The sequence below is a fragment of the Baekduia sp. genome, assembly GCF_035996765.1.
Taxonomy (GTDB): domain Bacteria; phylum Actinomycetota; class Thermoleophilia; order Solirubrobacterales; family Solirubrobacteraceae; genus Baekduia.
The window spans coordinates 67287-80498 of record NZ_DASYJG010000066.1; the positions used below are offsets into that span (position 1 = coordinate 67287).

The 13212-nt window shown below is 70.3% G+C and carries 13 protein-coding genes; 9 read left to right on the forward strand and 4 right to left on the reverse strand.

The genetic code is table 11. The features are described 5' to 3' along the window. Positions 1 to 14: 14 nt before the first annotated feature. Genes VGO10_RS14845 through VGO10_RS14855 form a run of 3 tightly spaced genes read left to right on the forward strand, consistent with a single transcriptional unit; the run spans position 15 to position 2574 of the window. Positions 15 to 887, forward strand: coding sequence for a polysaccharide deacetylase family protein (locus tag VGO10_RS14845; protein WP_327469672.1), 873 nt, complete (start codon positions 15 to 17; stop codon positions 885 to 887). Then, positions 884 to 1717: a phosphohydrolase gene (locus VGO10_RS14850; protein WP_327469674.1), complete on the forward strand. Its 834-nt coding sequence runs from the start codon at positions 884 to 886 to the stop codon at positions 1715 to 1717. Before VGO10_RS14845 ends, VGO10_RS14850 begins: the two co-directional genes overlap by 4 nt. A 5-nt stretch (positions 1718 to 1722) precedes the next feature. Beyond that, positions 1723 to 2574 (forward strand): nuclear transport factor 2 family protein, encoded by an 852-nt coding sequence (locus tag VGO10_RS14855; protein ID WP_327469676.1) that lies wholly within the window; start codon positions 1723 to 1725, stop codon positions 2572 to 2574. A gap of 449 nt (positions 2575 to 3023) precedes the next feature. Here the strand turns inward: VGO10_RS14855 and VGO10_RS14860 are convergent, their stop codons facing one another. Beyond that, positions 3024 to 4493 (reverse strand): carotenoid oxygenase family protein, encoded by a 1470-nt coding sequence (locus VGO10_RS14860; protein WP_327469678.1) that lies wholly within the window; start codon positions 4491 to 4493, stop codon positions 3024 to 3026. Between the two features lie 30 nt (positions 4494 to 4523). Here VGO10_RS14860 and VGO10_RS14865 point away from each other — a divergent pair, with 30 nt between their 5' ends. Beyond that, positions 4524 to 5045 (forward strand): PadR family transcriptional regulator, encoded by a 522-nt coding sequence (locus tag VGO10_RS14865; RefSeq protein ID WP_327469680.1) that lies wholly within the window; start codon positions 4524 to 4526, stop codon positions 5043 to 5045. On the opposite strand, the gene VGO10_RS14870 is transcribed toward VGO10_RS14865, so the two are convergent. Together VGO10_RS14870 and VGO10_RS14875 are read right to left on the reverse strand one after the other, a co-directional pair. After that, complete coding sequence (locus tag VGO10_RS14870; RefSeq protein WP_327469682.1) at positions 5023 to 7005, reverse strand: SDR family oxidoreductase; 1983 nt, start codon at positions 7003 to 7005, stop codon at positions 5023 to 5025. The two genes, VGO10_RS14865 and VGO10_RS14870, sit on opposite strands and share 23 nt — an antisense overlap. 40 nt (positions 7006 to 7045) lie before the next feature. Beyond that, on the reverse strand, positions 7046 to 7813 hold the full coding sequence (locus tag VGO10_RS14875) for a crotonase/enoyl-CoA hydratase family protein (RefSeq protein ID WP_327469684.1): 768 nt from the start codon (positions 7811 to 7813) through the stop codon (positions 7046 to 7048). A 72-nt stretch (positions 7814 to 7885) separates the two neighbouring features. On the opposite strand from VGO10_RS14875, the gene VGO10_RS14880 reads away from it, so the two are divergent. Further along, entirely contained in the window at positions 7886 to 8968 is a 1083-nt protein-coding gene (locus tag VGO10_RS14880) for a helix-turn-helix transcriptional regulator (RefSeq protein ID WP_327469686.1), read from the forward strand. A gap of 10 nt (positions 8969 to 8978) precedes the next feature. On the opposite strand, the gene VGO10_RS14885 is transcribed toward VGO10_RS14880, so the two are convergent. Then, on the reverse strand, positions 8979 to 9248 hold the full coding sequence (locus VGO10_RS14885) for a hypothetical protein (protein ID WP_327469688.1): 270 nt from the start codon (positions 9246 to 9248) through the stop codon (positions 8979 to 8981). Between the two features lie 29 nt (positions 9249 to 9277). On the opposite strand from VGO10_RS14885, the gene VGO10_RS14890 reads away from it, so the two are divergent. From VGO10_RS14890 to VGO10_RS14905, 4 genes are read left to right on the forward strand one after another with little or no spacing between them, the layout of a single operon-like run. Beyond that, positions 9278 to 10006 carry an enoyl-CoA hydratase/isomerase family protein gene (locus tag VGO10_RS14890; protein WP_327469690.1) on the forward strand — a complete coding sequence of 243 codons (729 nt, stop codon included), beginning with the start codon at positions 9278 to 9280 and terminating at the stop codon, positions 10004 to 10006. A 24-nt stretch (positions 10007 to 10030) separates the two neighbouring features. Beyond that, on the forward strand, positions 10031 to 12007 hold the full coding sequence (locus tag VGO10_RS14895) for an ABC-F family ATP-binding cassette domain-containing protein (protein WP_327469692.1): 1977 nt from the start codon (positions 10031 to 10033) through the stop codon (positions 12005 to 12007). Between the two features lie 14 nt (positions 12008 to 12021). Then, positions 12022 to 12393 carry a hypothetical protein gene (locus VGO10_RS14900; RefSeq protein WP_327469694.1) on the forward strand — a complete coding sequence of 124 codons (372 nt, stop codon included), beginning with the start codon at positions 12022 to 12024 and terminating at the stop codon, positions 12391 to 12393. After that, positions 12390 to 13199, forward strand: coding sequence for a heavy metal-binding domain-containing protein (locus VGO10_RS14905; protein WP_327469696.1), 810 nt, complete (start codon positions 12390 to 12392; stop codon positions 13197 to 13199). The genes VGO10_RS14900 and VGO10_RS14905 overlap by 4 nt, the downstream gene beginning before the upstream one ends. Positions 13200 to 13212 lie beyond the last annotated feature (13 nt).

Genomic DNA, 13212 nt, shown 5'->3' on the forward strand with positions numbered 1-13212 from the left:
CTAGGTTCTGCGGAGTGTCGCGCTGCGCGCTCCTCGTGTTGTTGATGGTGCTGGTCGTCGTCGTGGCCTGCGGCTGCGGGTCCTCGTCCTCGCGGCCGGCGACCGGCACGACGGCGTCGGCCCAGCAGGCCTTCAACGGCCCGGTGCCCAGCGGCGGCAACGGCGTCTCCGAGCCCCAGCTCCTGCGCCTCGGCCACTCGCGCGCCCCGGTGCCGATCCTGATGTACCACGTCATCGCGCCCGCGCCGCCGGATGCGAAGTACGCCGGCCTCTGGGTCGCACCCGCAGCGCTGAAGGCGCAGGTTGCCGCGCTCGCGAAGGCCGGCTTCAACGCCGTCACGCTCGACGCGGTCCTCGACGGCTGGGGCGGCAAGGACACGCTGCCGCCGCATCCGATCGTCCTGAGCTTCGACGACGGCTATCTGAGCCAGGGCAAGGAGGCCAGCACGATCCTGCACGCGTACGGCTGGCCGGGCGTCCTCAACCTCGCGCTGCACAACCTCGACACGCCCGGCGGGCTGACCACGAGTCGTGTCAAGACGATGATCAGCTACGGCTGGGAGGTCGACGCCCACTCGCTGACCCATCCGGATCTCACGACGCTCGACGCCGCTGCGCTGCGCCGTGAGGTCGCCGGCTCGCGCACCGCGATCCATCAGCGCTTTGGCGTCCCGGTCAACGCCTTCTGCTACCCGGCTGGGCGCTACAACGCGACGGTCGCGGCCGCGGTCCAGGCCGCCGGCTACCGCGCCGCGACGACCGAGCTGCCGGGCGCGGCGCGGCCGGGGGCAGACCCTTACGCGCTGCCGCGCATCCGCGTGGACCGCGGCGACTCCACCGCCGCGGTCGTGGCCAAGGTCCGCGCCGCGGTAGGGTCCGGCAGGTGAGCGGCGAGGAGACGCCCCAGAGCGCCGTAGAGACGCCCCTGAGCCTCGAGCAGCGCGTCGCCGCCGCGAACATCCGTGTGCCCGCCCGCGGCAACCGCAAGCTCGACCGCCTGATCGACGCCGTCAACGCCGACGTCCAGCTCAAGGCCTGGTGGCACGCCGCGGCGATCAACGCCGAGCGCCTGGAGATGTCGGACCACTCGTGGGTCCACATCCAGATCGTCACCAACATCGGGCTGCGCCTCGCGCGCCTGCTGTTCCGTCGCGGCGTCGTCCCGTCGGTCGTCGCCGACCACGGTCTGACCGAGCGCGACGCCGAGGTCGTGATCGCCGCCGCCGCGCTCTTTCACTGCGTGGGCATGTCGATCCACCGCGCCGACCACGAGCAGTTCTCGCTCTTCCTCACCGCCGACAAGCTGCCCAAGCTGCTGGAGCCGATCTACGACGAGCCGACGCGGACGATCATCGTCGCCGAGGCCTCGCACGCGATCATCAGCCACCGCTCCAAGGGCGCGCCGTTCACGATCGAGGGTGCGATCGTCCGCGTCGCCGACGCGCTCGACATGGCCAAGGGCCGCTCGCGCGCTGACAAGCTGCTGCCCAACATCCACTCGGTGTCGTCCAAGGCGATCGAGTCGGTGAAGATCCTGCCCGGCCGCGAGAAGGCGGTGCGGATCGAGATCGAGATGTCCAACAGCGCCGGGATCTACCAGGTCGACGAGGGCCTGGGCACCAAGCTGCGCGGCACGCCGCTGGCCGAGCATCTTGAGGTCGTCGCGCGCATCGATGCCGAGCATGAGCAGCGGCTCGTCCCTGTTTTCCGTCTCTAGGACCGATGACCACCACACCTCGCGAGCTGTTTGACCGTCACGTGCGCCTGATCGAGGCCGGCGATCTGGAGGGGCTGCTCGGCCAGTACCACGAGGATGCGGTCCTGTTGCGTTTTGACCGCGTCGTGCGCGGCAAGGACGCGCTGCGTGAGCACTACGGCGCCTACCTCGCCGCGCGCCCGCATTTCAAGGAGCTGCTGCAGGTCGCCGACACCGAGGACCTCGTCAGCTACCAGGCGGTGATCGAGCAGGGCGACGAGGAGCACCGCGCCTACGGGGCGATCTGGACGCGCGGCGAGCGGATCGCGCGCCACGTGTCAGGGCTGTTCCCCGTGGCGGCGGGCGGCGCGGCGCGCAAGGGCGTGGTCCACGTCGACCTGGAGCCCTACACGGCCTGGCCGTCACGGTCGGTGCCCGACCCGCGCAACGCGGGGCGCGAGGCGATCGGCCCGGTGTTGCTGGAGATCGTGGACGCCGAGGGGCCGATTTTGGCCGAGCGCGCTTATCGGCTGTATGTGAAGGCCAGCGGCGGCAAGGCACTGACCTCGATCGCGCGCGCGCCGCTGTCGGGTGCGACGTTCCGGCTGAAGGCGGCGGGAGCGATCGAGATGGAAGAGGGCTCGGAGGTGCTGCGCCCGGCGGGGACCGCTGAGGTGCGTGTGCGCGAGCTGGGGCAGCGTGCGCTGGACGAGGTGCCGTTGCGCGAGGTGGCGGAGTTGATGCGTCGGCTGCGGGCGGCGGGGGCGGTCGAGCTGCCGCGCGCTGTTCTTGATGCCTATGGGTTGGTGCGGATGACGGCCAAGGCGGAGGATTTCTTGGCGCAGGCCGAGCAGGTGTCGGAGATGGCGGACGTCTGAGTCTTGGTTTCGTGCGCGGCGTGGTTGGCGCTCAGCTCGGGCGTCGGTCGCTCTGCGCGGCGTGGTCCGTTGGCGGCGAAGGAGTGAAGGCGGTTGCCGTGCGGGACGCCCGGGATCGTCCGCCGGCGCCTGGGCGGGCGATCCGGGTCGTCTACCCCCTCACATGCGAGGGACAGACGCCCCGGATCTCTCTGAGGCCGGTCCGGGTCGTTTTCGACGTCGATATGGCGCCCAATCCGCCCCGAATCTCGGATGATCCCGCCCGCGGAGATCCGGGGCGTCTCATGGTGAATAGTTCACCATTAGACGCCCCGGATCCTCTGTCCGGGCGCCGGCGGACGACGAATGGCGTCGCGGGCCACCGCTTACGCTCACTCCCTCGGTGCCGACGGACCACGGTGCGCGCGGCGGCCGCACCCGCGCTGGGCGCCACCCGCGCCCGCGCCCGTCTAGGAGCCGAAGAACTGCCCGTGAAACCCGAACGGCACGCGGTGGGGCGCCTCGGCGCGGGCGATCTCCTCGAACGTCTGCGCATCCAACATCAGCAGGAACGACGACCCCGCCTCGGCGTCCATCACCACCGACAACACCACGCCGTCGTCCTCCGCGTCACCATCCGGCCGCGGCACGAAGACCGGCTCGCCCGCCCACGCGTTCGGCTCGTCCCAGACCACATGGGACCCGTCCTCCACGTCGATCTTGACCAACCGCTTCAAGAACGCCGCCTCACCTGCGCTCCCGCCATACACATAGCGGTACGGCAAGCCATTGCGCGTCCGGTACGCGATCCTTGGCAGCTCGAGATCCACATCCGCCAACTCCCGCGTACTCGCCACGCCGCTGCCCGCCGCAAGCGTCAAGCGCAGCGGCCGGGCGCCGAGCACCGCATGCCCCGACCCGGCGCGCAGCTTCTCGAGCTCCAGCAGTTCGATGATCGACGCGTCCTCATGGGCACAGAGATCGATGACGATGTCCTCGCCATCCTCGAACGCGTTGATGGTGTGGAAGACGAAGAACGGATCGGCGACCCAAGAGCGGTGCAACACACCCGTCTCACGGTCAAAGGCGTGAATCCGCACGCCAAGCTCCGGCTTCCAGCGGTAGTTGTGGATGAACGCCTTCCCACTCAACGCGAGCCGCAGCGGGTTGACCACCAGCGGGTTCTCGATCAGCAGCGCATAGCGCGGCGTGATCGCGAACGAGTGCATGTAGGACGGCTCGCGCACGCCCATCGTCGCCAGCGTGCGACCTTCGGTCGACGAGCTCCGCGCGTAGATCCGGTACTCGCTCTTGGCGCCCAACTGGGCGGCGAAGTTGACGAGCTCACCACGCTCAGGATCATGATGAGGGTGGGCCGTCGTGATCTGCCCGAAGCGCGCGGCGCCCTCGTCATGCCCGAGCGTCGCCAGCGTCTCGGGGTCAAAGCGCACCGGGATCGGCGTCTCGGTCATCGCGATGTACTCGTCGCCGAGGCGCGTGAGGTTGACGTTGGCGTTGTCGGTCAGCTCGGGGGAGAAGAGGGACTGCACGCGCTGAAAGAGCGAGCGGCAAGGGTCGGTGGCAAAGCCCGAGATCGCCGCGCCGCCGGAGGCCAGCGCGGCCTTGCGCGCGTCGGTGTCCAGGAAGCGGCTGGCATACGAGACCGAGCCGTCGCCGGCGAAGCCGAAGCGGTTGAGCATCGCCATGCCGTCAAACCAGTGCGAGACCGAGCGCTGGTCGAAGTCCATCTGGGCCGGTGTGACCCGCACGAGGCCGCCGCGCAACCAGGTCGGAACGTCGCCCGAGACGGGCAGCGCATCGACGCGCACCTCCTCGGTCTGGTCGGCGAAGCCGAGTCGATGGTCGCGCCGCCGAGTCGCGTCGTCGGCTTCCGCCATGCTCTCGGCGGTGGCGGTCCTCGTGCCAGATACGATGCTCATAATCCGAACCGTACCGTCCGAAAGAGACCATTGCAAGACCCGAAGCTGACGCCGACCTCCTACATCGTGCTCGGCCTTCTCGAGGCGGCCGCGCCCGCGGAGGCCACGCCGTACGACCTCAAGCAGATGATGGCCGTCAGCGTCGACAACTTCTGGTCCACGCCGCACGCCCAGGTCTACCGCGAGCCCGAGCGCCTCGCGGCCGGCGGCTTCGCCACTGAGCGCCGCGAGGAGACCGGCCGCCGCCGGCGCTTCTACGCGATCACCGACCGCGGCCGCGCCGCCCTGGAGGAGTGGCGCGGCACCGCGCCCGACGAGTTGCCCGAACTGCGCGACTCCGGCGTCCTCAAGCTCTTCTTCGGCGCCGACCCGGCCGTCGTCTCCGAGCACCAGATCGCCGTGCTCGAGGCCAAGCTCGCCGAGTACCGGACGCTACGCGCCGACGTCCTCGCCGTGATCCCACCCGGCCAGCTGCGCGCCCTGGATGTCGGCATCGCCCATTCGCAGGCGATGATCGCCATCTGGCGTGCTACCAGTGAACGCCCCGCATGATGTTGGCCATCGCGATCTGCTCGACCGACGCCTTCTCGTCCGGGTTGCTCTCGCCCTTGGACGCGGCAGAGTCCGGGAAGACCTTGTAGGCCATGTGCAGGATCTGGTCGACGGCCTTCGGCGCGACCGCGTAGAGCACCTCGCCGAAGGTGCCCAGACGCGTGTTGATCTGCTTGGGCTTGGAGCGGATCGCCTCGCAGATGATGTCGCCGGCCTCGTCGGGCGAGATCGTCGGGAACGAGTCATAGATCTTGGTCGGCGCGATCATCGGCGTCCGGACCAAGGGCATGTGGATGGTCGTGAAGGTGATGTTGTCGCCGATGACCTCCGAGGAGGCCACGCGGGTCCACGCATCCAACGCGGCCTTCGACGCCACGTAAGCGCTGAACCTGGGCGGCGAGGTCTGCACGCCGATCGACGACACGTTGACGACGTGGCCGGAGCGGCGCTCGCGCATGTGCGGCAGCAGGCCCATCGTCAGCTTGATCGTGCCGAGGTAGTTGAGCTGGACGGTCCGCTCGAAGTCGTGGAAGCGATCGTGGCTCAGCGCGATCGAGCGGCGGATCGAGCGCCCCGCGTTATTCACCAACATGTCGACCGACGCGTGGTCGGCCAGGATGCGCGCCACCAGCTCGTCGATCGAGTCCAGCGCGCTGAGGTCGGCGCTGTAGGCATACGCCGTGCCGCCCGCGGCCTCGATCTCGTCGCGCGCCGCCTCCAGCTTGTCCATCGAGCGGGCCACCAGGATCGGGATGCCGCCGGCCTTGGCGACCTTCATCGCCGCCGACAGGCCGATGCCCGACGAGGCGCCGGTGATGACCACCGTCTTGCCGTTGACGGAATGCTCGAAGGAGCGGTCCTTGTAGAGGTCCGGGTCCAGGACCCGCTCCCAGTAGTCCCACAACTTGGTCGCGTAGCTGTCGAGCTCGGGGACCGCGATGTCCGAATCGGCCAGCGCGCGCTCGGTGTCGCGCGTGTCGAACTGGCAGTTGAAGCCGACGTGCTCGATGACCTCGGGCGGGATGCCGAAATCCTGCAGGATCGAGTCGCGCACGCCCTTGAGCGCCGGCAGCTTCATCACCATCGACAGCGTGCCCTTGGGCAGCATGTCGATCAGCTTCTTGTCGATGCGCATCGCCATGTGCGGCGCGTGGCCGGCGCGGGCGAAGGTGTTGAGGACGTCGCCGGAGCGCTGGCCCTTGGGGTGGGCGAGGTGGAAGGCCTGGCCGTCGAGGCCGTCGGCGTGGGCGATGTGGTCCATCGCGCGCGCCACGTAGTCGACCGGAACGACGTTGGTCCAGCCAAGCTCCGGACCGATCAGCGGCGCCCACTCGGGCAGCCAGCCGCGGATCTTCTGGATGGCCTTGAAGAAGTAGTAGGGGCCGTCGACCTTGTCCATCACGCCGGACTGCGAGTGGCCGACGACGACGGCCGGGCGGTAGACCCGGAACGGGACCGTGGAGTCCTCGCGGGCGATCTTCTCGGACTCGAACTTCGTGCGGTGGTAGGCCGACGGAAGCGTCTGGCCCTCGTCGAACATGTCCTCGCGGAAGAGGCCGCGGTGCGCGCCGGCGGCGGCGACCGAGGAGGTGTGATGCAGGATGCCGGCCTGCAGCGCGTTGGCCAGATCAACGGCGTGGCGCGTGCCTTCGACGTTCAGCCGCTCGTTGCGCTCCTCGTCGGCGGTCATGTCGTAGATCGCGGCGAGATGGAAGAAGTGGTCGATCTTCCCGCGATGCTCGGCGATCCACGCATCGTCGACGCCGAGGTTGGGCTCGGCCAGATCGCCGACCACGGGGTGGACGCGATCCGCGTCGGGCCATGACGCGATCAGCGAGTCCAAGCGGTCGCGCGAGGTCGCACGGACCAAGACGTACACGTCGCCGGTGCGATTGCGCAGCAGCTCCTCGACAAGATGTCGACCGATGAAGCCCGTCGCTCCGGTCACGAAATACGCCATGCAGATCTCTCCTCGCTCCCTGGACCCAGACGAGCCGATCCTATACGCCCGCGCCGGCGCCGCCGCGCCCTTCGCCGCCTGCGAACCTCGCCGCGCCGGCCACCGCGTCGGCGAAGACCGTCGGGCCCGCCTCGGCCTCCAGCAAGAGGCCCTCGGCCAGCGGCAGACCGACGCCCTCGATCGCCGCACGCCGGTCGGCGAGCATCGTCTCCTGCGGGAATGACGCGAGGCCCTCGGCCCACGTCAGCGCACGCTCCAGCGCGCCGCCTGCCGGCACGACCTCGGTCAGCAGCCCGATCGCCGACGCCTCGTCGGCGTCGATGATCCGGCCCGACAGGATCAGGTCCAGCGCACGGCCGAGGCCGACGATGCGCGGCAGCCGCTGCGTGCCGCCGTCGATCAGCGGAACGCCCCAGCGGCGCTCCGGGCAGCCGAAGGACGACGCGTGCGTCGCGATCCGCAGGTCGCACCACAGCGCGAGCTCCAGGCCGCCAGCCAGGCAGTAGCCCTCGATCGCCGCGATCGTCGGCTTGCTCGGCGTCAGGCGCGTGAAGCCCATCGGGCCCTCGGCGAGCGACAGTCGTGACGCGTAGGTCTCGACCGCCTTGAGGTCGGCGCCGGCGCAGAAGGCCACGCCGCCGGCGCCGGTGAGGACCATGATGCGGGCCTCGTCGTCGGCCTCGAAGCGCTGGTAGGCGGCGTGCAGCGCCTCCGCGGTCGGGCCATCGACGGCGTTGCGGCGCTCGGGGCGGTCGATGGTGACGACCGCCGCGGCGCCAACCTGCTCGTAACGGACGGGATCGGGCATGGCGCAGACCCTAAGGCCCCCCGATGGTCGAGGTCGTGAACGCAATCGTGGCAATAGCCTTCAAAGCTGACCATGGGTCGTCTCTCCGAACGCGACGTGCGCGCGGTCCTGGACCTCGTCGGCGAGGCCAACGACGCCGAGGACCTGACCGAGTTCCGCACCGGCGTGATGCCCGCGCTGCGTCGCCTGCTGCCCGCGGACTTCGTCGCCTACAACGAGCTCGTCGACGGCGGCGTGCCCGTGGCGACGATCTGCGATCCGCTCGCGCCCGAGGAGCAGCTGGCCAGCTGGGCTCGCTACGCCGCGCAGAACCCGCTCTACCAGCGCTTCGTCCGCACCCGCGACGGCCGCGCCTACAGCTTCTCGGACGTGATCTCGCGGCGGGACCTCGAGGCGCTGGAGCTCTACCGCGAGGTCTTCGTGCCGATGGGGCTGCGCGACCAGGTCGCGTTCGCCCTGCCCGCGCCCAAGCACCTCGTCATCGCGATCGCGATCTCGCGCGGCGGGCCGGAGTTCACCCAGCGCGACCGCGACGTCCTCGACCTCGCCCGCCCGCACCTCGTGCAGGCCTACCGCAACGCCGAGCTGCGCCAGCGCAGCGTGACGCTGATCGAGAGCCTGCGCGGCGGCCTCGACGACACGCGCACCGCCGTCGTCGTGCTCGACGCCGACGGGCAGATCGCCTTCTCCACTGACGCGGGGCGCGCGGCGCTCGCGCGCGTCGACGGCATCGCGATCCGCCGCCGCGACGATCCGCGCCTGCCGGCGGTCATCGCCGAGTGGGTGGCCCATCCGGAGGCCGGCCACGCGCTGGTGCTCGGCCAGGGGCTCGTGGCCAGGGTCGTCCGCGGGCGCGGTCGTGGCACCGGCGACGTCTTGTTCTTCGACGAGGCCCGTCAGGTGCTCTCGCACCGCGGGCTGCTCGACCTTGGCCTGAGCGACCGCGAGGCCGACGTCCTGCAGGAGCTCGCGCGCGGCAGCACGTCAGCGGAGGTCGCCGAGACCCTCGGCATCAGCGAGCGCACCGTGGCCAAGCACTCCGAGCGCATCCACCGCAAGCTCGGCGTGCGCTCCCGCGCCCAAGCGATCGCGACCGCAGCCGCCGCGGCAACCGCAGGCGACACGCAGCGCCCGGCGCTGCACGCGGTCTCTTAGCGAAGGGGCTCTACCAACCGCCGCGCCAGCGGGCGTCGCCGCCGGCGGACTTCACTGCGGCCTTCTTGGCGTCCTTGCGCTTCTCCAGCCGCCACTGCAGCAGCGAGACCAGGAGCACGAAGAGCGGGAAGAAGGCGATGATGATGAACGCGGAGTTCGTCGTCGTCTTGTCGTTGACGGCGCCGTAGGAGCCCTCGCCCGAGGCCTGGGCCAGCGCCGACGGCGCGAAGAGGGCCAGCAGCGTGATGTTCAGCAGCAGGGTGGTCGTCAGGCGGCGCATCGCCAGGGCATCGTATTGAATGCGGCGCCATGGGTGCACTTACGCGCGAGCGGCTCGACGACGGCATCGAGGTCCTGCGGCTGGACCGCCCGGAGGTCCGCAACGCGATGGACACCGGGCTGCTGGTGGAGCTGGGGGCGGCGCTGGCCGAACTGGCCGCCGACGAGACGCTGCGGGCGTTGGTGATCTCGACGACGAACGAGCGTGCCCTGTGCGCGGGCGCCGACGTTGCCGAGGAGCTCGATGCGGCCGGTGGCGTCGCTCGGATGGAGCTCTTTGCCGCGCTCTACAGCGCGATCGAGGCGTTTCCGGCGCCGACGATCGCGGTCTGCGTCGGCAACGTCGTTGGCGCGGGCGCCGAGCTGGCCTGCGGCTGTGACCTGCGCGTCGGCGGCGACAACCTCAAGCTCGTCTTCCCGGGCGCGCGGCTCGGCGTGCCGGTCGGGCCGGCGCGGCTCGTGCCGCTGGTCGGGCTCTCCAAAGCGCGTGAGCTGATCTTCACGGGTCGCGTGGTCGGTGACGACGAGGCCGACGCGCTCGGTCTCTTGGCCCGTCGCGCGCCCGCTGGCGAAGCTGAGGCGGCGGCGCTCGTGCTGGCCGGTGAGCTCGCCGCTCATCCGCCGCAGGGCCTGCGCCACCTCAAGCAGCTCTTCCGTGACTACGAGGACACCGCCGGCCGCGTGGCCCGCGAGAACGGCGAGATCATCGAGTTCCAGCGCACCGGTGGCGGGCTGCCGTACGGCGGCGTGCGTCGCTGAGCCGCGCCTACCTACCATGGGGGCGTGGCCGTCGCTATCGCATCCGACCTCTCCAAGGACATGGCCGGGGTCCCGCTCATGGCGGGCGTCTCGTTCAAGCTGGAGCGCCGGGACCGGCTGACCATCGCCGGGCGCAACGGCGCCGGCAAGACGACGCTGCTGCGGATGCTGTCCGGCGAGACCGGGATCGACGGCGGCGAGCTCGTCTTCCAGAAGGGCGTCCGGGTCGCCCTGCACGACCAGCGCCCGTCGCGCGACCGCGACATCACGCTGCGCGACTACGTGCTGTCGGCCTGCAAGGAGCAGCTGGCGCTCGAGGAGGAGCTGCTGACGCTGGAGGTCGCGATGGCCGAGGGCGACGAGACGGTGATGAACCGCTACGCCGACGTCTACGCGCGCTTCGAAGCCGCCGGCGGTTACGGCTGGCGCGAGCGCGGCAACAACTACCTGCACGGCCTGGGCTTCACCGACGACGCGCTCGATCGCAAGTTGGACACCTTCTCCGGCGGCCAGCTGACGCGCGCGTCACTGGCACGCGCGCTCGCCGTCGAGGCCGATCTGCTGTTGTTGGACGAGCCGACCAACCACCTCGACATCGAGTCGCTGGAGTGGCTGGAGCAGACGCTGATCACCCTGGACTGCGCGATCGTGTTGGTCGCCCACGACCGCTGGTTCCTGGAGGCCGTCGGCACCGCGGTGCTCGAGTTAGAAGCCGGGCGCTCGCGCTTCTTCAAGGGCACGTGGCACACCTGGCGCAGGGAGCAGGCGGCGCGTGAGCTGGCGCTGGGCAAGGCCATCGAGAAGCAGCAGGCCGAGATCGCGCGGATGGAGGGCTTCATCGAGCGCTTCCGTGCGAAGGCGTCCAAGGCCAAGCAGGCCCAGTCGCGGGTCAAGGCCTTGGACAAGATCGAGAAGATCACCCGCGACCCGCGCGACACGCGGGAGCTCGGCTTCCAATTCGCCAAGCCCGAACGCACGGGGCGCGTGATCTTCGAGTTGGAGGACGGCAAGCTGGCGATCGGCGATGAGCCCAAGCGCAAGTTGTTGCTCGAGGACGCCCAGCTGTGGCTGGAGCGCGGCGAGCACGTCTCGCTCGTCGGGCCCAACGGCACCGGCAAGACGACGCTGATCGAGGCGCTGGCGGGCAAGCGGCCGCTGGACGGTGGCAAGCTGCGCACCGGCCACAACCTCAAGGTGGGGTACTTGAGCCAGCACGACTCCGAGCTGGAGGGGCTGGGCACGGCGCGGACCGTCGCCGAGGCGGCGGGCAAGCGGACGGGCCTGAACCCGGGCCAGACGCGCGCGCTGCTCGGCCGCTTCCTGTTCAGCGGCGAGGAGGCCGAGAAGCCGCTGGACGGCCTGAGCGGCGGTGAGCGCAAGCGGCTCGCGTTGGCGATGCTGCTGAGCCAGGGCGCCAACGTCCTGATCCTCGACGAGCCGACCAACCACCTGGACTTGGAATCGCGCGAGGCGCTGGAAGATGCGCTGAAGGGCTTTGAGGGCGCGCTGCTGCTGGTCACCCACGATCGCGCGCTGCTCGAAGCTGTCGGCTCGCGGACCGTCGCGCTGGAGCACCAGCGGCTGCGGACCTACCTTGGCGGCTGGGTCGAGTACGCGCGGATCCGCGACGAGCGCCGTGCGCTGGGCGAGGATCCGATGGGCCCGCTGCCGGCCGCGGCCAAGGCGCCGGCGGCGCCGAAGGTCGCCAAGCCCAAGGTGGTGGTCAACGGCCATGGCAATGGCCATGCCAACGGCGCCACGAACGCTGCGCCGCCGCCCAAGGTCTCCAAGAACGCCACTCGCCAGACCGCCAAGCTCGAGTCGGCGGTCGAGACCGCCGAGGCCGCGCTCGCCGCGCTGGAAGAGGAGCTCGCCGCGCCGGAGGCGTGGGCGTCGCAGTACGAATCGGCCAAGAGCACGGCGCGCCACACGGCGGCCAAGCGCGCGGTCGAGGACGCCTATGCGGCGCTCGAAGAGCACCTGGAGAAGACCGAGGCCTAGGTAGGCTCCCCATCATGGCTGGGGAGTTCGATCTGGTGGCATCCGCTCTGCATGCCGACGCCCGCGACGTCGACGTGTTCTTCGACGTGCTGGTGGGCAAGCTGGCACAGGTGCTTCCCGAGCAGGTTGAGATCGAGCGTGGCGGTCTGCTCGGCCGCGGCGACCCCAAGGCGGTGACGATCGCGCTCGGCGACCGCGTCTACGAGGCCCAGCGCGACCGCAAGCGCGTCGCCTGCCGCCGGCGCACCGTCGTGCGCGGCATCGCGCTCAAGAGCGAGGAGCTCGACGTCGGCGCGTGGATCGATGCCCTGTCGGCCGATCTCGTCGACGAGGCGGCGCGCAGCGAGCGCGCTCGCACCGCCCTCGAAGGGCTGCTGTCGGGGTGACCCGCCCGCCAGTCTTCAGCTCCACGCTGGGCATCGCCGAGGGGCTTGCCGTGCAGCACGCCGGCCTGCGCCCGCTCAAGCAGGTCATGGGCGTCTCCTATTACAACGTCGGCTGGCAGAGCATGCCGTGGGGCCGCAACCGGGCGGGATGGTTCGGTACCGGAGGTGACGGCGAGACCTTCGAGCTGGAGAGCCAGACCGCGGCGTGGAACGCGGCGCGGCACTTGGCGGTCGGCCGCCTGCGCGAGGAGGCCGTGGCGGCCGGCGCCGATGCGGTCGTCGGCGTGCAGCTCAAGCGCAGCCTGCGCGACTGGGCCAGCGATCTGGTGGAGTTCGTCGCGATCGGCACCGCCGTGCGCTCGGAGCGCTACGACCTCGGCCCGGAGCCGCTGCTGTGCAACCTCTCGGGCCAGGACGTCGCCAAGCTCATCAGCCATGGGTTCTGGCCGGCCGGCATCGTCGGCGGATCGACCGTCGCCTACGTCGCGACCGGCTGGAGCCAGCAGCGCCGCGCCGGTGGTCTGTTCTCCTCGATGAGCAACCAGGAGCTTCCGGACTACAGCCAAGGCGTCTACGACGCCCGCGCGCTGGCGATGGAGCGGCTGACCCGCACCGCCCACGAGCTGCACGCGCACGGAGTGGTCGGCGTCACCGTCGACCGCTCGATGCGCGACTACGAGCGCGAGGTCAACAACACGACCTACCGCGACCTGATCATCACCATGCACATCCTCGGCACCGCGATCATCGAGCAGGCGGACGGTCCTCCGCCGCCCGAGAAGTTCATCGCCTTGCCCCTGAGCTGAAGAAGGAGCCTCA